Raw genomic sequence first — 22,773 nt, forward strand, 5'->3', positions numbered from 1 at the left:
GGGCCGGGACGAGCACCTCGCGCGGCACCGACTCGCTCTCGCTGTAGATCTGGATGAGGAAGTGCTCGACCAGGTCGGCGGTGGTGACGTCCGCGACCTTGTCGACCACCCAGCCGCGCTGCCCCCGGATCCGGCCGCCGCGCACGTAGAAGACCTGGACGGCCGCCTCCAGCTCGTCCTCGGCGAAGGCGATCATGTCGCAGTCGGTGCTGTCGGGGAGGACGACCGCCTGCTTCTCCAGGGCGCGCTCCAGGGCGCGGATGTCGTCGCGGAGGCGGGCGGCGCGCTCGTACTCCTGGGCCGCGGCGGCCTCGCGCATGTCGCGTTCGAGGCGCTTGATGAACCGGGTGGTGTGGCCGGCCATGAAGTCGCAGAAGTCCTCGGCGAGCAGGCGGTGCTCCTCCGGGGAGACGCGGCCGACGCAGGGCGCCGAGCACTTGCCGATGTCGCCGAGCAGGCAGGGGCGGCCGAGCTGGTGCTGCCGCCGGAACACGCCCGCGCTGCACGTCCGGACGGGGAACACGCGCAGCAGCTGGTCGACCGTCTCCCGGATCGCCCACGCGTGGGAGTACGGACCGAAGTAGCGCACGCCCTTGCGTTTGGCGCCCCGCATCACCATCACCCTCGGGAAGTCCTCGTCCAGGGTGACGGCCAGATACGGGTAGGACTTGTCGTCGCGGTAGCGGACGTTGAACCTGGGGTCGAACTCCTTGATCCAGGAGTACTCGAGCTGGAGCGCCTCGACCTCGGTGGCGACGACCGTCCAGTCGACGCGGGCGGCGGTCCGCACCATCGTCTGGGTGCGGGGGTGCAGCGCGGAGAAGTCGGCGAAGTAGGAGTTCAGCCGCTGGCGCAGGTGCTTCGCCTTGCCCACGTAGATGACCCGGCCGTGCTCGTCGCGGAATCTGTACACGCCGGGGGATTCCGGGATCGAGCCCGGTGCGGGTCGGTAGGTCGCCGGATCAGCCACGTCCATGAGCCTAGTCGGCGGGGCCGACACGCCGTGCGCGCCCGCGCGCCGGTTCGGGGTGACGGAGATCTCCCCGTCCGGCCGGGGTGATGCCGGAGGCTTCGGAAAGGCAGAATTATCGGAAAGGCAGAATCAAGCGTACGTTGTGCGAACGGAGATCGTCGCAGCCTGAGGGGGTCGTCGCGCAGGTGTCCGCGTTCTGGGGATGGGTCGTGCTGGCCGCCGTCGTCGCCACGTCGGTGATCGTCGTGGAGGCCGGGAGGCGGCTGCTGGCCGGGCGGCTGTCGGCGCGCTGGCCGGGCGCCGGCCGTGTCGCCCGCCGCGTCGCCGCGCCGGCGTTCGCGTTCGCGGCCGTCGTCAGCACCAACGCCGCGATGCCGTACCACCTGCTGGGCGACGGCACGGAGGGCGCGGTCCGGCACGTGCTGCGGATCGCCGCGATCGGCGCCAGCACCTGGCTGCTGCTGCGGATCGTCTACGCGCTGAGCGATCCGCCGCTGGAGCGGCTGATGCACATCGAGGGCGAGCGGAACCGGCGGGCCCGGCGGGTCCGCACCCAGATGCTGCTGCTGCGCCGCATCGCCGCCGTGGTGATCGTGGTCCTGGCGGTGGGCGCGGCGCTGTTCACGTTCCCCGGCGTCCGGGCGATCGGCGCCGGGGTGCTGGCGTCGGCGGGCGTCGCCGGGCTGGTCGTCGGAATCGCGGCCCGGCCGACGCTGGGCAACCTCCTCGCCGGGCTGCAGCTGGCGTTCAGCGACGCGCTGCGGCTGGACGACGTCGTGGTCGTGGACGGCAACTGGGGCCGGGTCGAAGAGCTGACGCTGTCGTACGTGGTGCTGCGCCTCTGGGACGACCGCCGGATGATCTACCCGGTGTCGCACTTCACCGAGCAGCCGTTCGAGAACTGGACCCGGCACTCCAGCCGGCTGCTCGGCTCGGTCGAGCTGCACGTCGACTGGTCCGTGCCGGTCGACGAGCTGCGCCGCGAGCTGTACTCCGCGCTGAAGGAGAACCCCCTGTGGGACCGCCGCGAGTGGATCCTGCAGGTGGTGGACGTGCAGCCGAACGGGCTGGTGACGCTCCGGGCGCTGATGAGCGCCGCCGACTCGGCGAGCACCTGGGACCTGCGCTGCGACATGCGCGAGCACCTGGTCTCCTACATCCGCGACAACCACCCCGGTGCGCTCCCCCGCTTCCGCGTCGGCCATGAGGACGGCGCCCTCGGCGCCTCCCCGGACGGCGCCTCCCCGGACGGCGGGCGCGCGGACGGCCGCGCGGACGGCCGCGAGGCGGCGAACCGGGAGGTCGTCGGCGGGGAGGCCGCCGGCGGCCCCGGCGACGGCGAGCGGGCCGCCCGGCGCGGGGACGGCCCGCGCGAGGACGGCCCCGCGCGGCCGAAGACGCTCAGGCGAGCATGATCTTGTCCCCCTGGACGGTGATCCGCCGCTCCTCCAGGGGCTTGTCCGCCGGCGGGCTCACCACCGACCCGTCCGTGATCTTGAACTTGCTGCCGTGGCAGGGGCAGTTGATCGTGCCGTCGGCGACCGCGTCCACGTCGCATCCGCGGTGGGTGCAGGCCGCGGAGAACGCCGTGAACTCGCCCTCCGCCGGCTGGCACACCACGACCTCCGCGTCCTTGAAGACCTTGCCGCCGCCGACCGGGATCTCCCCGGCGGACGCGAGCGCCTCGCCGGTGCCGCCGCCGTCGGTGCCGCCGCCCGTGTCCCCGCCACCGGAGCCGCCCGCGTCGGCACCGTCCCCGGACCCGCCGCACGCCGCGGCGAGCCCGGCGAGGCCGGCGAGCCCCGCCCCGAGCAGGACTCCCCGGCGGGTGTTCCCGCCGTCCGGCGCGTCCCCCGGCCCGCGCTCCGCCTCGCCGGCCGGCGTCCCCGACTCCTGTGGCATGTTCACCCTCCAGTGACCTCTGCGGTTCCGTCGTGTCACCAGTGATCACGCGCGGGAGGGGGAGGTGGTTCAAATCAGAACCAGTTTTTCGGGTCCTGCCGGAGGGCGCCGCTCAGGTGACGACGACGCCGCCGTTCCTCACCTCGACGGGGTACTCGGTGAGCGGCCGGTCGGCGGGCCCCTTCTGCACCGCCCCGTCCGCGATCTTGAACTCGCTGCCGTGGCAGGGGCACCTGATCAGCCCGTTCTGGACCTTGTCCACCGAGCAGCCCTGGTGGGGGCACACCGCAGTGAACGCCTTGTACGTGCCCTCGGCGGGCTGCGTCACGACGACCTTCTCGCCGGCGTAGACCTTCCCGCCGCCGACCGGGATGTCGGCGGCCTTCGCGATCTCCTGCCCCCTGAGGTCCTCGGCGGACTTCTCCTCCCGGCCGCTCGCGCAGCCGGCGAGCAGCGCGGCGCCCGCGACCCCGGCGCCGCACAGCACGGTGCGGCGCCCGATTCCCCCGTCCCCGGCCGATCCCGCCACCTGCGGGGCTCCGGGCGTCACTTCGTCAGTCATGGCTCCATGATCCTGGACCCGGCCGCGCACCCCGCACCGACCCACCGCCTTCACCGGCCCGGACCCGCTCCGGGGACCCGGGAGGTCAGCCGAGCATCTTGGCGAGGAACTGGCCGGTGTGGCTGGCGTCGATCCCGGCGACGTCCTCGGGGGTGCCGGTGGCGACGACGGTGCCGCCGCGCGAGCCGCCCTCGGGGCCCATGTCGATGATCCAGTCGGCGGTCTTGATGACGTCCAGGTTGTGCTCGATGACGATCACCGTGTTGCCCTTGTCGACCAGGCCGTTGAGGACGCCGAGGAGCCTGCGGATGTCCTCGAAGTGCAGGCCGGTGGTCGGCTCGTCCAGCACGTAGACGGTGCGGCCGGTCGAGCGCTTCTGCAGCTCGGACGCCAGCTTGACGCGCTGGGCCTCGCCGCCGGACAGGGTGGGGGCGGGCTGGCCGAGCCGGACGTAGCCGAGGCCGACGTCGTTGAGCGTCTTCAGGTGCCGGTGGATCGCCTTGATCGGCTCGAAGAACTCGGTGGCCTGCTCGATCGGCATGTCGAGCACCTCGGAGATCGTCTTGCCCTTGTAGTGGACCTCCAGGGTCTCCCGGTTGTAGCGGGCGCCGTGGCAGACCTCGCACGGGACGTAGACGTCCGGCAGGAAGTTCATCTCGATCTTGATGGTGCCGTCGCCGGAGCAGTTCTCGCAGCGGCCGCCCTTGACGTTGAAGGAGAACCGGCCCGGCTGGTAGCCGCGGACCTTCGCCTCGGTCGTCTGCGCGAACAGCTTGCGGATGTGGTCGAACACGCCGGTGTAGGTCGCCGGGTTGGAGCGCGGGGTGCGCCCGATCGGGGACTGGTCGACGTGGACGACCTTGTCGAGCTGGTCGACGCCGTTGACACGCTTGTGCTTGCCGGGGACGAGCTTCGCCCCGTTCAGCTTCTTCGCCAGCGCGCTGTAGAGGATGTCGTTGACCAGCGTCGACTTGCCCGAGCCGGACACGCCGGTCACGGCGGTGAGGACGCCGAGCGGGAACGACACGTCCACGTCGCGGAGGTTGTTCTGCTGCGCGCCCTTCACGGTGACCTCGCGGCCGCGGGTGCGGGGCCGGCGGATCTGCGGGACCGCGATCTCGCGGCGCCCGTCGAGGTAGGCGCCGGTGATGGAGCGCTCGGACTTCTTCAGCTCGTCGAGGGTGCCGGACACGACGATCTCGCCGCCGTGCTCGCCGGCGCGGGGGCCGATGTCGACGATCCAGTCGGCGGCGGCGATGGTGTCCTCGTCGTGCTCCACGACGATCAGGGTGTTGCCCATGTCGCGCAGCCGGAGCAGCGTCTCCAGCAGCCGGTGGTTGTCGCGCTGGTGGAGGCCGATGGACGGCTCGTCCAGCACGTACAGGACGCCGACCAGCCCGGAGCCGATCTGCGTGGCGAGCCGGATGCGCTGCGCCTCGCCGCCCGCGAGCGTCGCGGACGCCCGGTCGAGGGTGAGGTAGTCGAGGCCGACGTCCAGCAGGAACCCGAGGCGGGCGTTGATCTCCTTGAGGACGCGCTCGGCGATGTGCCGCTCGCGCTCGTTCAGCTCCAGCGCCAGCAGGAACTTCGCGGCCTCGCCGATCGGCATCGCGGCGACCTCGGCGATCGACCGCCCGCCCATGGTGACGGCGAGCACGACCGGCTTGAGCCGGGCGCCCTCGCACGTCGGGCAGGGGATCTCCCGCATGTAGCCTTCGAGCTTCTCCCGGCTGATGTCGCTCTCGGCCTCGGCGTGCCGCCGCTGGATGTAGGGGATCACGCCCTCGTACGCGGTGTAGTACGACCTCGTCCGGCCGTACCGGTTCTTGTAGCGCACGTGGACCTGGGTCTCGTGCCCGTTCAGGATCGCCTTTCGCGCCTTGGCGGGCAGCTTCTCCCACGGGGTGTTGAGGTCGAAGCCCATCGCGTCGCCGAGCGCGGACAGCAGGCGCAGGAAGTAGTCGCTCACGTGGCCGTTGGACCACGGCTGGATCGCGCCCTCGCCGAGCGTGAGCTCGTCGTCGGGGACGACGAGCTCGGGGTCGACCTCCATGCGCGTGCCGAGGCCGGTGCAGTCGGGGCACGCGCCGTAGGGCGAGTTGAACGAGAACGACCGCGGTTCGAGCTCCTCGAACGACAGGTCGTCGTAGGGGCAGTACAGGTGCTCGGAGTACATCCGGGTGCGGTTCTCGTCGTCCTCGGGGACGTCGACGAAGTCGAGGACGATCGTGCCGCCCGCGAGGCCGAGCGCCGTCTCCACCGAGTCGGCGAGCCGCTGCCGCGCCGAGTCCTTCACCGAGAGCCGGTCGACCACGATCGCGATGTCGTGCTTCTCCTGCTTCTTCAGCTTCGGGGGCTCGTCCAGCCGGATCGCCTGCCCGTCCACGATCGCCCGGGAGTAGCCCTTCGACTGCAGCTCGCGGAACAGCTCGAGGTACTCGCCCTTGCGCCCGCGGATCACCGGCGCCAGCACCTGGAACCGGGTGCCCGGCTCCAGTTCCAGCACCCGGTCCACGATCTGCTGCGGCGCCTGGCGGGTGATCGGCCGACCGCACTCGGGGCAGTGCGGGTGCCCGATCCGCGCGTACAGGAGGCGCAGGTAGTCGTACACCTCGGTGATCGTCCCGACCGTCGACCGCGGGTTCTTGCTGGTCGACTTCTGGTCGATCGACACCGCCGGGGACAGCCCCTCGATGAAGTCGACGTCGGGCTTGTCCATCTGCCCGAGGAACTGGCGGGCGTACGCCGACAGCGACTCGACATAGCGGCGCTGGCCCTCCGCGAAGATCGTGTCGAACGCCAGGCTGGACTTGCCCGAACCCGACAGACCGGTGAACACGATCAGGGAGTCACGCGGGAGGTCGAGCGAGACGTCCTTCAGGTTGTGCTCGCGTGCTCCACGCACGATGAGTCGGTCATGCACGGTGTTGATCCGGTTCCTCTTCTGGGCACGGCCGTGGAATGGAGACAGGCCGGTCTCAAGGCTAGCCAGGGGGTCCGACAGAATCCCCCGAGTTGATAACGGCGGCGGCCGCCGCCGCATTTCCCGGCGCTCCCCGCCCGTCCCCGGAGAGCCCGGACGGACCACCGTACCGTACACGTGTTCGAACGATGCCCGCCACCGGAACGGCTCCGGCGGCGGACGCGCGGCCGGGGCCGGCGGGAAGTTTCAAGATCGCTTGGGTGTGGCGCGGGCGGGGTGGTGCGAGGATGGAGGCTCTTTCCGGTGCTGGGAGGCGCGTCATGGACTGGCGGGAAGTGATCGACGAGCTGGATGCCGGCGTGGAGCGCATCGCGGGCACGCTCGCGAAACTGGACGAGCAGGACCTGCGCGGCGCGTCGGCGCTGCCCGGCTGGAGCCGCGGCCACGTGGCCACGCACATCGCCAGGAACGCCGACTCCCTGTGGAACCTGCTCGAATGGGCGCGGACGGGCGTGGAGATCCCGCAGTACCCGAGCATGGCCGCCCGCAACGCCGCACTCGACGAAGGCGCCGGACGCGGACGCGACGAACTGGTCGAGGACGTCCGCACGACCGGCGCGCGGTTCGTCGAGCAGGCGAGGACGCTCCCGGAGGCCGCGTGGAACGCCACCGTGCAGTCCATGGGGGGCTGGGAGCATCCGGCGTGGTACACGCTGTACCGCCGCTGGAACGAGGTCGAGGCCCACCACGTGGACCTCGCCGCCGGGTACGGCCCCGCCGACTGGCCCGAGCCCTATGTCCGGTGGGCCCTGACCAGCACGCTGGCGGACATCGCCGCGCTCCCGGACGAGCAGCGCGGGGAGCTCGGCGGATTCCGGATCACCGCGACGGACTCCGGCGAGTCCGCCGACCTCGGCTGGACGCCCGGCGGCCCGGAGGCGTCCGGGTCCGGGCGGGCGCTGCTCGCCTGGCTGAGCGGCCGCACGGACGGCTCCGGCGTGAGCGTCCGCCCCGACGGCCGGCCGCCCGCGCCGCCGCCGTGGCCGCACCGGCCCGCGGGGTTCTGACCTCAGTCGGTGTCGTGGCCCGCGAGGCGGTGCAGGGCGTCCACCGAGCGGACGACGATCGCGTTGCGGGCGACGGTGAGGCCGCCGCGGACCGGCTCGGCGGCGAGGATCTGCGCGACCTTGCGGCGGCTCATGCCCGCCCAGCGCCCGAGGTCCTGCTGGGTGAGCGGAATCCGGACCTGCACGCCGCCCGCCTCGTCCGGCACCGCGGCCGGGGCCGGGGCCGGGCCGTCCGGCCGCTCCTCCTTGACCGGCGACCCGAAGCGCGACACCAGGCGCAGCAGCCGGCTCGCGAGGCGGCGTTCGGGATCGTCGGGGAAGTGGGCGATGCGCAGCTCGTTGGAGTCCCGCAGCCGCTCGGCGAGGACGGCGGCGACGGCCCAGGCGGAGCCGGGGTGGTCGTCCAGGACCCCGCGGAACCGCGCGGCGGGCAGCACGAGCGCCTCCACGCGGGTCAGCGCCTCGACGTTGGCGTGCCGGACGCCGCCGTCCACCGCCTCCACCTCCCCGGCGATGTCGCCCGGGCCGAGGACGTCGAGGATGGCGGTCTCGCCGTCCCGGTCGACCCAGACCTTCGCCACGCCGGTGCGCAGCACGAAGACCTGGGACGCGCGGGTGTGCTCGCGCATGAGAAAGGCGCCCTGCCTGATCACCACCGGGGTGCCGTCCCGGCGCAGGGCCTCGCGGACGCGTTCGGGCAGCGCGTCCCAGAAGGGGGTGGTCTCCATCTCGCCTCCTCCCCCGGGCCGCGCCCGGGGTCACGCGGTCCAGTGAACGCCGCGCTGCGCCGGTGGACCAGGTCGTCGGTCACATGCCGAGGGATCTGTCCGGTTCGAGCCAGCTGTCGAGGGCGCGGATCCGCCGGACGCAGTCGGCCGCCGCGGTCTCGTCGCCCAGCGCGAGGTGGCAGTCGCGCAGGAGCTGCAGGGCGCGGCGCAGGCCGCGCCGGTCGTCCATGTCGCGGCGGATGCCGGCCTCGGCGGTGACGTGCTCCACGGCGCGGGCGTGCTCGCCCAGCAGGCCGCAGGCGCGGGCCATGAAGTGCAGCGCGGACGCCTGCGCCCGGGTGTCGCCGAGTTCGGCGGTGAGGTCGTGGGCGCGCCGCCCGGCCTCCAGGGCGTCGCCTGCGCGGCCGAGGTCGAGGTGGATGGCGGCGAGGTGGGCCAGAGCGGTGCCCTCGCCGTGCCGGTCGCCGACCTTCCCGAGGAACTCCAGCGCCTCCAGCTCGCGTTCGAGGGCCTCCTCGGGGCGGCCGGCGCGGCGCAGCACGGCGGCGAGAGTGTCCTTGCCGACGCCGAGGCCGTGCCAGTCGCCGCCCGAGCTGCGGATGTGCAGCGCCTGCCGGGCGGCGCGCTCGGCGTGCTCGGGCAGGCCGAGCCGGGAGTAGGTGCGGGCGAGGCTGCCGAGGGTGCCCGCCATGCCGCCCTGCGCGCCGAGCTGGTGCCACAGGTCGAGGGCCTCCAGGCCGAGGACGAACGCCTCCTGGGGCCGTTCGAGCCGGCGCATGATCACGGACAGGTGCTCCAGGTCGTGGGCCTCGCCGTGCTGGTCGCCGATCTCGCGGCGGATCTCCAGGGCGCGCAGGAGGTGCTCGCGCGCCTCCGGGAACCGTCCGAGGCGCCAGTGGACGATCCCGATCTGCGCGAGCGTCTCGGCCTCGCCGTGCCTGTCGCCGGTGTCGCGGTGCAGGCGCAGCGCCTGCCCGCAGTAGGTGAACGCCTCGGCGAACTTGGTGGCGTCGCACATGAGCCTGGCGAGCGTGGTGAGCGTGCGCGCCTCCCCGTGGCGCGCGCCCAGGGAGCGGTAGGTGGCCAGGGCCTGTTCGGCGTCCTGCCGTGCCATGTCGCGCAGGCCGAGCGTGGCGTTCATGCGCGCCAGCTCCGTGAGCGCCTGGGCGGCGCCGTGCATGTCGGCGAGTTCCTGCCGGATGGAGAGGGCCTCCAACGCGTGCGACACCGCCTCGTGGACGTTCCCCTGGCGGCGGTGGACCTGGGCGATGGTGAGGAGGGTCTCCGCCATTCCCGGCAGGTCGTCGTTCCGGCGCCGTATGCCGAGCGCCTGCGCGGCGTGTTCGAGGGCCTTCTCGTAACCGCCGAGGCCCAGGTACGCGCGGGCGAGGGTCTCGTGGCCCTTGGCGACCGCGCCGCCGCCTTCGTCCCCGAGTTCCCCGTGGACGGCCAGCGACAGGCGGGCCTGGTCGATCGCCGTCAGGTAGCGGCCCAGCACCACGTGGACGTCGGCGAGGGTGGCGAGGGTGACGGCCTCCCCGTACCGGTCGGGCGGGTCGACGGCCCGGAAGCCGCGCCGCGCGTCCTCCCCGTACCCGATGGCCTGGACGGCGTCGCCCAGCTCGAAGTGCGCCATCGCCAGGTTGTGCAGCATGACGGCGGCCGCGGCCCAGTCCTCCTCGGTGCGGGCCGCGTGCAGCCCGGCCTGGTGGACGGCGATGTTGTCCTCGCTGTAGCGCCGGAAGTCCTGGAAGTCGAAGAGGGCGTCGGCGAGCTCCCAGCACGTCCGGTGCAGGCCGAGCCGGGCGGCCTGGTGGACGGCGGCGACGAGGTTGCGCCGCTCGGCCTCGAACCAGGCGAGCCCGGCCGCGCGGTCGGCCGCGGGCGCCGATCCCTGCGCGTCCTCCTCCTGTGCTTCCTCCCGCCGCGGCGGCGTTCTGTTAAGGCTGTTGAGGGTCGGGCGGGGCCGTCCCGGCAGGGCGGTGCCGGCGGCGCGGGCGTCGGCGAGGTAGGCGGCCAGGAGCCGCTGCTGTGCCGCCAGCTGGTCGCCGTCGGAGTCCTTCAGCAGCCCTTGCTCCCGCGCGAAATCGCGCAGGAGGTCGTGCATGCGGTAGCGGTCCGGTCCGACGTCCTGCACCAGGTACGCCTGGCGGAGGCCCTCCAGGAGGTCGCGGGCCTCGTCCACCGTCCGGTTCTGCAGGGCGGCGAGCGCGGTGGGCGTGAAGTCGGGGCCCGCGACGAGCCCGATCATGCGGAACGCCTCCCGCTGGTCCCGGCGGAGGCTCCGGTAGGCGACGTCGAAGGTCGGGCTCACGGCGGCCCGCACCCCGGGCCCGGACCCGTGCACCGCGCCGTCGCCCAGCCCGCCGCCGGCGAGGCCCGGCCCGTACGGCGCGGCGTCCTCGGTGTCGCGGGCGGCGAGTTCCCGGACGGTCGCCGCGATGGACTCGCCGGGGTTCTCGGCCAGCCGCCCGGCCATGACGCCGAGCGCCAGCGGCAGGTGCCCGCACTCGCGGGCCAGCCGCACGACCGCCTTGCGCTCCTCGCGGACGCGGGCGTCCCCGGGGCCGAGGACGTTGGAGATCAGGTCCACCGCCTCCTGCGACGCCATCTCCTGCAGTTCCAGCGTCCGGATGTCGGCGTTCTCCAGCAGCGCGGGCAGCCGCTGCCGGCTCGTCACGATCACCAGCCCGGACGTCGCGGCGGCGAGCAGCGGCCTGACCTGCTCGGGACGCGACGCGTTGTCCAGGATCAGCAGCATCCGCCGGTCGGCCAGCATCGACCGGCACTGCGCCGCGAGCTCCGCCTCGGTGCGCGGGAGCCGGTCGCCGGGCACGCCCGCCGCGCGCAGCACCTGCCCCATCGCCTCCGCCGGGGTGGCGGGGCCGCGCCGCGTGCCGCGCAGGTCGGCGAACAGGACGCCGTCGGGGAACCGGTCGACGACCCGGTGCGCCCAGTGCAGCGCCAGCGTCGTCTTCCCGACGCCCGCCATCCCCTGGACGATCACGGCGCGCGGCCACTCCGACTGGCTCACCAGCAGGTCCAGCTTCCCGAGGCTGATCGCGCGGCCGGCGAAGTACGGGTTGTCCGGGGGGAGGCTGACCTGGGGCGGGCCGGCGCCGTCCGGGCGCACCGGCCCGGGCGCCGCGATCCCGGCGTCCTCCCCGGGCCCGGCGGTCCGCGCCGCCTCCCGGTCGGCGGGCTCGTCGGCGGCGGGCCACTCGTCGCCCCACGGGCTCGCGGCCCGGCGCAGCCGCTCGGTGTCCAGGATGGTGAGCGGGCGTGGCCTGCCGTCGAGGATGCCCCGCGCCCGCCACAGCCGGAACCACCGCACCAGGGTCTCGCGCGAGATGCCGGCCCAGTTCGCCAGCTCCGCCTGGCTGAGCTTCAGCGGGATCCGCGTCCCCTGCCCGGGGGCGGGCTCGCCGAACCGGTGCGCCAGTTCCAGCAGGTGGTACGCGAGCCGCTGCGGATGGTCGGCGGCCCGCACGGCGTGCCGGCGGCCGCCGTAGGTGACGGTCTGGGAGATCGCGTGCATCATCGCCTCGGCGACGTGCGGGCTGGCCGCCAGGAGGCTGCGGAACTTGCGGCGGTCGACGCGCAGCGCCGCGACGTGGTCGAGGGCGGCGACGGTGCCGCGCTGCGGATGGCCCCAGGGGCCGAGGGCGCCGACGAGGTCCCCCGCGCCGAACAGGTCGATGATCGACTCGTCGCCCTCGCTGGAGTCGACGAACTCCTTGGCCACCGCGTTGCTCGCCGCGGCGGGGGACGCCTTGAACACCACGTACACGGCGGGCGCGACCGACCCCTGGTGGCACAGCATCCCGCCGGGCGGGATGTCGGTGCGGCGGCCCATCGCGCGCAGGGCCTGCCGGTCGGACGGTTCGAGCCGCTCCCAGAAGCTGCCCGGGCGCACGCCCATGACGGGCCGGTGGGCCGTCCCGTTCCGCGGGACCTCCTCGATCAACCGATCACCCTCCCGCCATCGCCGCGGCCAGCGTCCAGAAGAGGAAGAGGACCGAGGTCGCCGCCGCCCACGCGACCGCCTGCCAGGACAGTTCGCCGCAGCGGTGCGCCGCCGACAGCAGCCGCCGCAGCTCCACGTCGCGGATCCGCTCGTCCAGCGCGACCGCCGAGCCGAAGGGCGTCCAGGGCACCCCCGGGTCGACGGGCGAGCCGGTCCGGCCGCGGACCTCCGCGAGCACCGCGAGCAGCGTGCGGCGCGAGCGGACCGCGTAGCCGGCCGAGATCGCGAACGAACCGGCCAGCACGGGCAGCAGCGCCAGCGCGGTGCCGCCGGGCGCGCCGGCCGCCAGCCGGGTCGCGGTCCCGACCAGGACGAGGGCCAGGAACACCGCGGCGACGGCGGAGTCCCGGCCGCACAGCCGGACCAGTGTGCAGGCGTGCCCGAGGAGGTCCTCCGGCTTCTCGCTGTCCGGTCCGGGACGGAATGCGGTAACCAACTCCCTCACCGTCCTCCCGCTCGATTCGATCTTCCAAGGACAATGATGCGCTGGCAATACGGAGATTTCCGTCCGTGAGCGCACGGTTCGGCTGCGTCTGGTGACTCATTCGCGCCGGGTGCGGGGTACGGCGGTGTTCCCGGGCGCCGATGCTGGAGGATGGATCTCCGCACCACCGACGGGAGGACGCATGACGTACACGGGAAACGTCGAGACGGGGGGCCGTCCGGACGTCCGGGAGCTGCCCGGGCTGACGGTCACGAAGGTCTCGGTCGGCCCCTACGACAACAACGCCTACTTCCTGCGCTGCACCGCGACCGGCGAGCGGCTGCTCATCGACGCGGCCAACGAGGCCCCCCGGCTGCTGGAGCTGGTCGGCGACGGCCCGCTGACCCGGATCGTCACCACGCACCGCCACCAGGACCACTGGATGGCGCTGAGCGAGGTGGTCCGCGCCACCGGCGCCCCGGTCGCCGCGCACCCCCGCGACGCGGAGGCGCTGCCCGAGCCGGTGGCCGAGCAGGTCGAGCACGGCGACACCGTCCAGGTGGGTCAGGCGACGCTGGAGGTCATCCACCTCCGCGGCCACACGCCCGGCTCTATCGCGCTACTGTACGACGCGGGCGGTGAGCTCGCGGACCGCCCGCACCTGTTCACCGGCGACAGCCTGTTTCCCGGCGGCGTCGGCAACACGTGGGGCGACCCGACCCGGTTCAAGCAGCTGCTCGCCGACGTCGAGGAACGCGTCTTCGACCGGCTCCCGGACGCCACCTGGTTCTATCCGGGCCACGGCAAGGACTCGACGCTGGGTCGCGAACGTCCCGCACTTCCCGAATGGCGCGCCCGCGGCTGGTGATCCTCCGTCCCGGCCGGAACAAGCGGTGCCGAGCGTTCGTTGCTCAGACGCCGACTGCCCGGGCCGAGACCAGGAGACGACCATCCACGAAGTCCACGAGGTGGATCCGGGGCCCTCTCTGCATTACCCGGCGGGCTCGCTGGTGCTCGTCGCCGGGCTGCCCGGCGCGGGCAAGAGCACCCTGCTGAACCGGCTGTACGGGCTGCACGGCGACGAGACGGCCCCGGTGTGCGCGGGCGACGTCCGCGTGATCGACTCCGGGCAGTCCCGCAACTGGTGGTCGCGGGCGCTGCGCCCGCTGCCCCGCCGGCTGCGCACCCCGCTCGTCCACGGCACGCACGTCTGGCGGATCGGCCGCGCGATACTCGCGGGCCACGGCGTCGTCGCGCACACCCGCGGCACCTGGCCGCACATCCTGTACCTGTTCGCGTGGATGGCGCGCCGGCGCGGCCACGACCTGCACCTGATCCTCATCGACGTCGACCCGGGCACGGCCCGCGCGGGCCAGTTCGCCCGGGGCCGCGTCGTCACCCACACGACGTTCGCCCGCCACTGCCGCCGCTGGCGCCCGCTCATAGACCGCGCACGCGGCGGCGGCGCACTGCCGCCCGCCGCCGGCGTCACCGTCCTCGACCGCGACGCCGCCGACAAACTCGAGGCCATCCGCTTCACCTGAGCCCCGCCCCGTCAGCCGACCTCGATGACCTCGTCATCCCACTCGGTGACCAGCGACACCCGCGCGCCGGGGCCCGCCGCGTACGGCCGGATGTCCTCCATGCTGTGCGGTGGTGGAAGCGGACCGGCAGGTCAGCGGGGAGGTATATAGGGTCGGGGGAAGGTCTAGGCGTAGAGAGGCGGCAGCATGGCGCAGCAGGTACGCGGGGTCGTCGCACCGGGCAAGGGCGAGCCGGTGCGCATCGAGACGATCGTCGTTCCGGACCCCGGGCCCGGGGAGGCGGTCGTGAAGATCCAGGCGTGCGGGGTCTGCCACACCGACCTGCATTACCGCGAGGGCGGGATCAACGACGAGTTCCCGTTCCTGCTCGGGCACGAGGCCGCGGGCGTGGTGGAGCAGGTCGGCGACGGGGTGACCGAGGTCGAACCCGGCGACTTCGTGATCCTGAACTGGCGGGCGGTGTGCGGCCAGTGCCGGGCCTGCGTGCGCGGGCGTCCCTGGTACTGCTTCGACACGCACAACGCGAAGCAGAAGATGACCCTCGCGGACGGCACGGAGCTGTCGCCCGCGCTCGGCATCGGCGCGTTCGCCGACAAGACCCTCGTCGCGGCGGGGCAGTGCACGAAGGTCGACTCCCGGGCCAAGCCGGAGGTGGCGGGCCTGCTGGGCTGCGGCGTGATGGCCGGGCTCGGCGCGGCGATCAACACCGGCGGGGTCGGGCGGGGCGACTCGGTCGCGGTGATCGGCTGCGGCGGAGTCGGCGCGGCGTCGGTGCTCGGGGCGCGGCTGGCGGGAGCGGCGACGATCATCGCGGTGGACCTGGACGAGCGGAAGCTGACCACGGCGTCCTCGCTGGGCGCGACGCACACCGTCAACGGCAAGGACGAGGACGTCGTCGAGAAGGTGCGGGAGCTGACCGGCGGGTTCGGCGCCGACGTCGTCATCGACGCGGTCGGCCGCCCGGAGACCTACGAGCAGGCGTTCTACGCCCGCGACCTCGCCGGGACGGTCGTGCTGGTGGGGGTGCCGACGCCGGAGATGCGGCTGGAGCTGCCGCTGCTGGACGTGTTCGGCCGCGGCGGGTCGCTCAAGTCGTCCTGGTACGGCGACTGCCTGCCCTCGCGCGACTTCCCGATGCTCATCGACCTCTACCTGCAGGGCCGCCTGGACCTGGACGCGTTCGTGTCCGAGACGATCGAGCTGGACGGCGTCGAGGCGGCGTTCGACAAGATGCACCGCGGTGACGTGCTGCGTTCGGTGGTGATGCTCTGATGGCCGCGCGGATCGACCACATCGAGACGTCCGGGACGTTCTCTCTCGACGGCGGGACCTGGGAAGTCGACAACAACGTCTGGATCGTCGGCGACGACAGCGAGGCGATCGTCATCGACGCCGCGCACGACGCCGGCGCGATCGCGGAGGCGGTCGGCGGGCGGCGGCTCGCGGCGATCGTGTCCACGCACGGCCACGACGACCACATCGACGCGGCGCCGGAGCTGAAGGCCCGGACCGGCGCGCCCGTGCTGCTGCACCCCGACGACCTGATGCTGTGGAAGCAGAGGCACCCGGACGCCAGCCCCGACGGGGACCTGTCCGACGGGCAGGTCATCACCGTCGCGGGCACGGACCTGCACGTCCTGCACACGCCGGGCCACAGCCCCGGGGCCGTCTGCCTGTACGCCCCCGGCCTGGGGACGGTGTTCTCCGGCGACACCCTGTTCAACGGCGGGCCGGGCGCGACCGGGCGGTCCTTCTCCGACTTCCCGACGATCATCACCTCGATCCGGGAGCGGCTCCTCACGCTGCCCGCGGACACCGAGGTCCGGACGGGGCACGGCCCGTCCACCACGATCGGCGCCGAGGCCCCGCACCTGGAGGAGTGGATCGCCCGCGGCCACTGACCCGTCGGCCCCGCCCCGGGCCCGCGGTCAGGCGAGTTCCTCGATGAAGGCGGCCAGCTGGGTCAGGTTGCGGCACTCGTACATCGGGACGAGCTCGCCGTAGCGGGACGCGGCGGAGTCGCCGGTGTCCCACTGGCCGCGCGGCTCGGGGTTGAGCCAGTACGCGTGGCGGGCGCGGTCGACCATGGAGCGCAGGATCGGCAGGGACAGCTCGCCGTAGTTGGAGCGGGCGTCGCCGAGGATCAGCAGGGACGTCTTGGGCGTGATGGCGTCGCGGTACCGGTCGTCGAAGACCTTGATGGCGTGGCCGTAGTTGGAGCGGCCGGTGATCCAGACGAGGTCGGCCTCGGCGGCCAGCCGCGCCATCGCGTCCGCGACGTCCACGCCCGGCGCGAAGAAGCGGGTGATCTCGTCGGTGGCGTCGATGAACGCGAACGCGCGGACCTTGCTGAACTGCTCCCGCAGCGCGAACGTCAGCAGCAGCGTGAAGTGCGCGAACGCCGACACCGAGTCGCTGGCGTCGCACAGCACGACCAGTTCGGGCTTGTGCGGGCGGCGCGGCCGGTGGTGGGTGGTGAGCGGCACTCCCCCGCTGGCGAGGGACGCGCGGACCGTCCGGCGGAAGTCGAGCCGGCCGCGCCTGCCGTGCCGCTGCTTCTGCACGAGCCGGGCCGCGAGCTTGCGCGCCAGCGGGTACACCTCGCGGCGCAGCGCGGCCAGCTCGGCGCGGCTCGCGCCGGAGAAGTCGAGGCGCTCCAGCGGCGGCCGGACGGTGATCCGGGCGGTCCGCTCGACGCCGGTGTCCTCGGCGATGCGGCGCCGCACCTCGCCCGCGACGAGGTCCTCGAACCGGGCGATGCGGTCGCGGAACGTCCGGCGCGCGACCCGCTCGGCCATCCCGCCGCGCTCCTGCCCGGTCAGCACCGCGTTGAGCAGCCGGGCCATGAGCGTCTCGGGCGACATGGCGCGCAGGACGCCGAAGGAGAACCACGACTCCTGGCCCGGGGTCCGGCCGTACTCGCCGACGGCCAGGCGGGCGAACTGCCGCAGCCCCGCGTCGTCGCCGGACAGGAGGAGCTCGGCCAGCTCGTCGCGGCGGGCCTGCACCTCGGGGTCCAGCGCCGGCGGGACGGGGCGCCCGTCGTCGTCCAGCGTCCGGGCGGGGCGGTCCCGCTCGCCGGACCCGGCGCCGTCCCCGACCGCGGCGGGGAACCACAGGTCGAAGAGCGTGTCGAAGGTCGGGCGGTGCTGGGGCCGCTTGACGAGCGTCGCGGCGTAGGCGGCGCGCAGCGACTCGCGGTCCAGGAGGTCGACGACCTGCATGGCGCGGACCGCGTCCAGGCCCTCGGCCACCGACACCGGCAGCCCGGCCCGGCGCAGCTCCGCGACGAACCCGGTGTGGCGGTCGATGAGGGAGGCCACCCGGATCAGCCCCGCAGGCCCAGTTCCTTGGCGGCGCGCTCCTGGTCGGAGACGTGCTTGAGGACGACGCCGAGGGTGCGGGAGACGGCGGCCTCGTCCAGCTCGTCCAAGCCGAGGGCGAGCAGGGTCCGCGCCCAGTCGACGGTCTCGGCGATCGACGGGGCCTTCTTGATCTCCAGGTCGCGCAGCGTCCCGACGGTGCGGACGAGCTGCTCGGCCAGCTCCGCCTCGATGCCGGGGACCTGGGCGAGGACGATGTCGCGCTCCCGCTCGGGCGCCGGGTAGCCGAGGTGCAGGTAGAGGCAGCGGCGCTTGAGCGCCTCCGACAGCTCCCGCGCGGCGTTGGACGTGATGACCACGAACGGGCGGCGGGCGGCGGCGACCGTCCCCAGCTCGGGGATCGTCACCTGGAAGTCGGACAGGACCTCCAGCAGCATGCCCTCCACCTCGACGTCGGCCTTGTCGGCCTCGTCGATCAGCAGCACGGTCGGCTCGGTGCGGCGGATGGCCGCCAGCAGCGGCCGCTCCAGGAGGAACTCCTCGGAGAAGATGTCGTCGTGGGTCTCCTGCCACGCGCGGTCGGACGGCGCGGCCTGGATCGCCAGGAGCTGCTTCTTGTAGTTGAACTCGTACAGGGCGCGGGCCTCGTCCAGCCCCTCGTAGCACTGGAGCCGGATCAGCTCCGCCGCGGTGGCGGTGGCGACGGCCTTGGCCAGCTCGGTCTTGCCGACCCCGGCGGGCCCCTCCACGAGCAGCGGCTTGCCGAGCGCCTGCGCGAGGTACACGGTCGTGGCGATCGACTCGTCCGCGAGGTAGCGGACCTCCGCCAGCCTGCGGTCCACGTCGGCGGGGGACGCGAACGCCCCGGCCCCTGTCTCCACCGTGCCTGCTTCCCCGATGCCTGCTTCCCCGATGTCCGTCATCCCCTGCCCCTCGTCGCGGGCGCCTGCTTGGCGGGTGCCTTCTTGTAGGTCTGGTTGGTCCCGGCGAACACGAGCGACCTCCCGTTCTCGGCGAGGGTGACGCCCCAGTAGGACGCGACCTGCGGGTCCCCGCCCTTCCAGGAGAAGCGGTACTTGCGGCCGCCCTCGGGGATGACCGTCCCGGTCCAGAGCCGCTGCTTGCCCTTCACCCACACCCCGGCACCGTCCAACCGGAACTGGAAGAAGTCGTCCGCGGTGCCGATCCACCGTCCGACCAGCGGTTTCATGTCGGACGGCTTTACCACCGGCACCGGCGCGAGCGTCGTGGGCGGGGCGGCCGAGGCCGCGTCCGCGCCGCCTTCCGCACCGCCCCCCGAGCCGCCGCAGCCGGTCAGGGCGAGCGCGGCGGCCGCGCAGACGGCGAGGGCGGTGACTCTCACGAAGACCTCCCGGGCGATCTGGGGTGAAGCGGCAGTTTACCGGCGGGCCGCCCCCGCTCCCCGCCGAGACCTGCGGGGTAGGCGGCGGTTGGCCCCGCCGGGTGACGCGCGGCGGGAACGCGGCGGCCTATAACCGGAGCATGACGACCCCACGACTCCCCCGCGACGACCTGGCGGCCGCGATGGCGGCCCGGCGCGAACTGGGCCCCGAATACGACGACGCCTTCATCGAGACGGTCGTCGAGCGCATCCAGGAGACCCTCGAAGCGCGCCCGGCCGCCGCGCCCGCGCGCCGGCCCCGGCCGGGACGGGCGCACGGGCGCGGGGACCACGATCACAGCCTGGCCATGGCGGTGCTGTCGCTGCTGGCCGCGATCCCGCTGAGCGCGATCGCGGTCGTCAACGCCGGCCTCCCCGGCCTGTTCCTGGCCATGATCGGAATCGCGATAATCAACGTCACCTACACTTGTCGCCCCCGCCGCTGACCTCTCACTTGCCGGGTTCGGGGTCGCGGGGGAGGCCGAGGAGGCGCTCGCCGATGATGTTGAGCTGCACCTCGGTGGTGCCGCCGTAGATCGTCATCGCCCGGCTGAACAGCATGTGCCGCGCCACGATGCCGCTCTCGGCCATCGGCACCTCGGTGACCGACGCCGCGCCCTGCGCCGCCCAGCAGTAGTCGGCCACGTCCTGGTTGAACTGGACGCCGAGCAGCTTGCGGACGCTTGCCTCCGCACCCGGCTCCACGCCGTTCAGCTGCTTGAGCGTGGTGCGCAGGCCGAGCAGGTCGATCGACTGACCCTGCGCGATCAGCTTGCCGACCTCGACGGCGGCGACCGGGTCCAGCGTGCGGTTCTTGAAGAAGTCCAGCAGCTCGGGGACGCCCATGCCGAGCCCGCCGCCGGTCGACAGCGACACCCGCTCGTTGGACAACGTGTTGCGCGCGACCTGCCAGCCCTTGTTCACCTCGCCGACCACGCGGTCGTCGGGGACGAACACGTTGTCCAGGAAGACCTCGTTGAAGATGGCCTCGCCGGTCAGCTCCTTGAGGGGCCGCACGTCGATGCCCTCGGACTTCATGTCCACCAGGAAGTAGGTGATGCCGTCGTGCTTTGCGGCGTCCGGGTCGGTGCGGGCGATGCAGAAGCCCCACTGGGCGTAGTGCGCGAGCGACGTCCAGATCTTCTGGCCGGTGAGCCGCCAGCCGCCCTCGACCCGCTCGGCCTTCATCGACAGCGACGCCAGGTCGGAGCCGGCGCCCGGCTCGGAGAACAGCTGGCACCACACGATCTGCCCGCGCAGCGTCGGGCGGAGGAACGTCTCCTTCTGCTCATCGGTGCCGTACCGGACGAGGGACGGCACCAGCCACGCACCGATGCCCAGGTTCGGGGCCTTGACCTTGGCGGCCTTCAGCTCCTGCTGGATGAGGATCTGCTCGACCGGGCCGGCCTCGCGCCCCCACGGCTTCGGGAAGTGCGGGACGCTCCAGCCCTCGTCCCCCAGCTTCGCGTGGAGCTCCCCCTTGTCCTCGATGGCGGCCAGCTCGGCGACCTCGGCGCGGATGCGCTCGCGCAGCGGCTGGGCGTCCTCGTCCAGTTCCAGGACGACCTCGCGGCGGGAGCCGTCCAGCGCGAGCGTCGCGATCCGGGCGGCCCAGTCCTTGGCCGGTCCGAGCAGCGACCGCAGGGTGAGGGCGCGGCGCAGGTAGACGTGCGCGTCGTGCTCCCAGGTGAAGCCGATGCCGCCGAGGATCTGGATGGCGTCGCGGGCGGTCTGCACGCCCGCGTCGAGCGCGATGACGGCCGCGACCGCGGCGGCGAAGCGGGTCTGCTCCGCGCCGGCCGCCTCGGTGCCCTCGTCCAGGACGCGGGCGGCGTCCCAGGCGGCGGCGCGGGCCTGCTCGAGCGCGATGAGGCTGCGCGCGGCCTTGTGCTTGACGCCCTGGAACTGCCCAATCGGGCGGCCGAACTGCTCGCGGACCTTGGCGTACTCGGCCGCGGTCGCCACCAGCCAGCCGGCGAGACCGGCCGCCTCGGCGCCGAACAGCGCGGCGGCGACGTCCTTGACGCGCTCGGTCGTCAGGCCGTCCAGCACGCGGTCGGCGGCGACGGCGAGGCCGGAGACCTCGACGGCCGCGACGCGGCGGACCCGGTCCAGGCTCGCGACCGGGGTGACCGTGACGTCGGCGGCGTCGACCGCGACCCACTGCTCGCCGTCGCCGTCCGCGACCGGCAGCACGATCACGTCGGCGAGGGTGCCGCCGAGGACCGTCGCGGACGTCCCGGACACGACGAGGGAGTCGCCCTCGCGGCGGCCGGTCAGCTCCCCGTCCAGCGCGACCGCGCCGGTCTTGGACCCGTCGGCGAGGGCGGGCAGCAGCTCCGCGCGCACCTTCGCGTTGCTGGACGCGTTGACGACGGTGCTCGCGAGCACGGTCGGCAGGAACGGGCCCGGCGCGGCGGCGCGGCCCAGTTCCTCCAGCACGACCGACAGCTCCAGGAGGCCGAAGCCCTGGCCGCCGTGCTCCTCGTCCAGGTGCAGGCCCAGCAGGCCCTGCTCCGCCAGGGCCGGCCAGAAGCCGGGCCTGCTCTCCTCGTCGGCCTCCAGCGCGGCCCGGACGGCCGTCGCGGGAATGTTTCGCTCGGCGAAGCCCCGCACCGATTCGGCGAGCGCCTCGTGCTCCTCGGTCAGCCCGATGGCCATGCGTGAACCCTCTCTCAGCCGCTTTTGACCGCGATTCTAGAACAGGATTCGGTGCTGTGGTCCAGTGTGGGGGACTTCACCCTTCGCGGGTGGCCGAGATCTCGGCGTCCGCCTCCGCGGGGACCTCCGTCAGCGCCACCCGCGGCCCGCCGTCACCGGCCCTGCGGCCGACGGTCAGGCTGGCCACGGTCGTCGCGACGAGGGTCCCGGCGATCACCGCGAGGGACAGCCAGATCGGCACCTCGGGCGCCCATCCGGCACCGTACTCGTGCGCCGCGTGGAGGATCAGCTTGACCCCGATGAAGCCGAGGATGAACGCCAGCCCGTGGGACAGGTAGACGAGCCGGTCGGTGAGCCCGCCGAGCAGGAAGTACAGCTGGACCAGGCCCATCAGCGCGAACGCGTTGGCGGTGAAGATCAGGTACGGCTCGGTCGTCAGCCCGAAGATCGCCGGGATGGAGTCCACCGCGAACAGCACGTCGGTCGAGCCGATGGCGATCATCACGATGGCCAGGGGGGTGACCACCCGGGCGCCGTCCCGCCGGGTGAAGAACCGGGTGCCGTCGTACTCGTCGGCCGTCGGGATGACCCGCTTGGCCCACCGCAGGAGGGCGTTCTCCTTGAGCTCGCCCTCGTCCTCGCCGGCGCCGCGGACCATCCCGAACGCCGTCCAGAGCAGGAACAGGCCGAAGAGGAAGAAGACCCACGTGAACGTCGAGATCGCCGCGGCGCCCACGGCGATGAAGATGCCGCGCAGCACCAGCGCGATGACGATGCCCGCCATCAGGACGGTGTGCTGGGCGTGCTTCGGCACGGCGAACCGGGTGAGGATCACCATGAACACGAAGAGGTTGTCGACGCTGAGGCTCTTCTCGGTGACGAATCCGCCGAAGTACTCACCGGCGTACCGGGCGCCGGAGAAGACCCAGACGCCGACGCCGAACAGCACGGCGAGGCCGATGTAGACCACCGACCAGAACGCGGCGCGCCGGGTGGTGAACTCCCGCGTCTCGTTCCGGTGGATCAGGAAGAGGTCTGCGGCGATGACGACGAGGATCCCCGTGATCGTCAGGGCCCACACCAAGGGGGAGACGGACAACGCATACCTCCAGCGGACACGAACGGGCGCTGGAGGTCTCTCCCGCCCTGCACGAGCGAGGGCCACGGACCCGGGCAGGTATGGACCGGCCGTACTGACGGGAACCGTGCGCGGGGATACTCCCCTCCACTGCCCTCT

The 22,773-nt window shown here is 73.2% G+C and carries 19 protein-coding genes; 7 read left to right on the forward strand and 12 right to left on the reverse strand.

Features of this window, described 5'->3' with window-relative positions; all coding sequences use genetic code 11:
- The coding region (gene uvrC / locus E1266_RS15480; protein WP_132047459.1) for an excinuclease ABC subunit UvrC at positions 1–970 on the reverse strand (970 nt) is incomplete at its 3' end.
- A 188-nt stretch (positions 971–1,158) separates the two neighbouring features.
- Here uvrC and E1266_RS15485 point away from each other — a divergent pair.
- Positions 1,159–2,388 carry a mechanosensitive ion channel domain-containing protein gene (locus E1266_RS15485; protein WP_243718441.1) on the forward strand — a complete coding sequence of 410 codons (1,230 nt, stop codon included), beginning with the start codon at positions 1,159–1,161 and terminating at the stop codon, positions 2,386–2,388.
- Here the strand turns inward: E1266_RS15485 and E1266_RS15490 are convergent.
- From E1266_RS15490 to uvrA, 3 genes are all read right to left on the reverse strand, one after another.
- Positions 2,375–2,875 (reverse strand): Rieske (2Fe-2S) protein, encoded by a 501-nt coding sequence (locus E1266_RS15490; protein ID WP_132047461.1) that lies wholly within the window; start codon positions 2,873–2,875, stop codon positions 2,375–2,377. The genes E1266_RS15485 and E1266_RS15490 overlap by 14 nt on opposite strands.
- Before the next feature lie 112 nt (positions 2,876–2,987).
- Positions 2,988–3,437 carry a Rieske (2Fe-2S) protein gene (locus tag E1266_RS15495; protein ID WP_132047463.1) on the reverse strand — a complete coding sequence of 150 codons (450 nt, stop codon included), beginning with the start codon at positions 3,435–3,437 and terminating at the stop codon, positions 2,988–2,990.
- A gap of 85 nt (positions 3,438–3,522) precedes the next feature.
- On the reverse strand, positions 3,523–6,360 hold the full coding sequence (gene uvrA, locus E1266_RS15500; protein WP_132047465.1) for an excinuclease ABC subunit UvrA: 2,838 nt from the start codon (positions 6,358–6,360) through the stop codon (positions 3,523–3,525).
- A gap of 320 nt (positions 6,361–6,680) precedes the next feature.
- Here uvrA and E1266_RS15505 point away from each other — a divergent pair, with 320 nt between their 5' ends.
- Positions 6,681–7,427 (forward strand): maleylpyruvate isomerase family mycothiol-dependent enzyme, encoded by a 747-nt coding sequence (locus E1266_RS15505; RefSeq protein WP_165966101.1) that lies wholly within the window; start codon positions 6,681–6,683, stop codon positions 7,425–7,427.
- Positions 7,428–7,429: 2 nt separating this feature from the next.
- Here E1266_RS15505 and E1266_RS15510 read toward each other — a convergent pair whose 3' ends face one another.
- From E1266_RS15510 to E1266_RS15520, 3 genes are all read right to left on the reverse strand, one after another.
- Positions 7,430–8,155: a Crp/Fnr family transcriptional regulator gene (locus E1266_RS15510; protein WP_132047469.1), complete on the reverse strand. Its 726-nt coding sequence runs from the start codon at positions 8,153–8,155 to the stop codon at positions 7,430–7,432.
- Between the two features lie 79 nt (positions 8,156–8,234).
- Positions 8,235–12,122: a tetratricopeptide repeat protein gene (locus E1266_RS15515; protein ID WP_132047471.1), complete on the reverse strand. Its 3,888-nt coding sequence runs from the start codon at positions 12,120–12,122 to the stop codon at positions 8,235–8,237.
- A 4-nt stretch (positions 12,123–12,126) separates the two neighbouring features.
- Positions 12,127–12,627, reverse strand: coding sequence for a hypothetical protein (locus E1266_RS15520; RefSeq protein WP_132047473.1), 501 nt, complete (start codon positions 12,625–12,627; stop codon positions 12,127–12,129).
- 181 nt (positions 12,628–12,808) lie between these two features.
- On the opposite strand from E1266_RS15520, the gene E1266_RS15525 reads away from it, so the two are divergent.
- The 4 genes from E1266_RS15525 (at position 12,809) to E1266_RS15540 (ending at position 16,051) form a co-directional block, all read left to right on the forward strand.
- A complete protein-coding gene (locus E1266_RS15525; RefSeq protein ID WP_132047475.1) occupies positions 12,809–13,474 on the forward strand; it encodes an MBL fold metallo-hydrolase in 666 nt (221 codons plus the stop codon).
- Positions 13,475–13,574: 100 nt separating this feature from the next.
- Positions 13,575–14,150: an ATP-binding protein gene (locus E1266_RS15530; RefSeq protein WP_132047477.1), complete on the forward strand. Its 576-nt coding sequence runs from the start codon at positions 13,575–13,577 to the stop codon at positions 14,148–14,150.
- 186 nt (positions 14,151–14,336) lie between these two features.
- A complete protein-coding gene (locus tag E1266_RS15535) occupies positions 14,337–15,422 on the forward strand; it encodes an S-(hydroxymethyl)mycothiol dehydrogenase (RefSeq protein ID WP_132047479.1) in 1,086 nt (361 codons plus the stop codon).
- The gene (locus E1266_RS15540; RefSeq protein WP_243718442.1) at positions 15,419–16,051 is read left to right on the forward strand and encodes an MBL fold metallo-hydrolase; all 633 of its coding nucleotides are present in this window, start codon (positions 15,419–15,421) and stop codon (positions 16,049–16,051) included. Before E1266_RS15535 ends, E1266_RS15540 begins: the two co-directional genes overlap by 4 nt.
- A 27-nt stretch (positions 16,052–16,078) precedes the next feature.
- On the opposite strand, the gene E1266_RS15545 is transcribed toward E1266_RS15540, so the two are convergent.
- The 3 genes from E1266_RS15545 to E1266_RS15555 are packed head-to-tail and all read right to left on the reverse strand — an operon-like array spanning position 16,079 to position 18,836.
- Positions 16,079–17,473 carry a VWA domain-containing protein gene (locus E1266_RS15545; protein ID WP_132047482.1) on the reverse strand — a complete coding sequence of 465 codons (1,395 nt, stop codon included), beginning with the start codon at positions 17,471–17,473 and terminating at the stop codon, positions 16,079–16,081.
- 5 nt (positions 17,474–17,478) lie between these two features.
- The gene (locus tag E1266_RS15550; protein ID WP_132047484.1) at positions 17,479–18,396 is read right to left on the reverse strand and encodes a MoxR family ATPase; all 918 of its coding nucleotides are present in this window, start codon (positions 18,394–18,396) and stop codon (positions 17,479–17,481) included.
- Positions 18,393–18,836 carry a hypothetical protein gene (locus tag E1266_RS15555; protein WP_132047486.1) on the reverse strand — a complete coding sequence of 148 codons (444 nt, stop codon included), beginning with the start codon at positions 18,834–18,836 and terminating at the stop codon, positions 18,393–18,395. Before E1266_RS15555 ends, E1266_RS15550 begins: the two co-directional genes overlap by 4 nt.
- 140 nt (positions 18,837–18,976) lie before the next feature.
- Between E1266_RS15555 and E1266_RS15560 the strand changes: the two genes are divergently transcribed.
- A complete protein-coding gene (locus E1266_RS15560; protein ID WP_132047488.1) occupies positions 18,977–19,321 on the forward strand; it encodes a hypothetical protein in 345 nt (114 codons plus the stop codon).
- 4 nt (positions 19,322–19,325) lie between these two features.
- Here E1266_RS15560 and E1266_RS15565 read toward each other — a convergent pair whose 3' ends face one another.
- A complete protein-coding gene (locus E1266_RS15565) occupies positions 19,326–21,536 on the reverse strand; it encodes an acyl-CoA dehydrogenase (protein WP_132047490.1) in 2,211 nt (736 codons plus the stop codon).
- A gap of 76 nt (positions 21,537–21,612) precedes the next feature.
- Positions 21,613–22,635, reverse strand: coding sequence for a TerC family protein (locus E1266_RS15570; RefSeq protein WP_132047492.1), 1,023 nt, complete (start codon positions 22,633–22,635; stop codon positions 21,613–21,615).
- Between the last annotated feature and the right edge of the window lie 138 nt (positions 22,636–22,773).

It is taken from the genome of Actinomadura sp. 7K534 (genome assembly GCF_004348575.1).
In the GTDB taxonomy this organism is placed as follows: domain Bacteria; phylum Actinomycetota; class Actinomycetes; order Streptosporangiales; family Streptosporangiaceae; genus Spirillospora; species Spirillospora livida.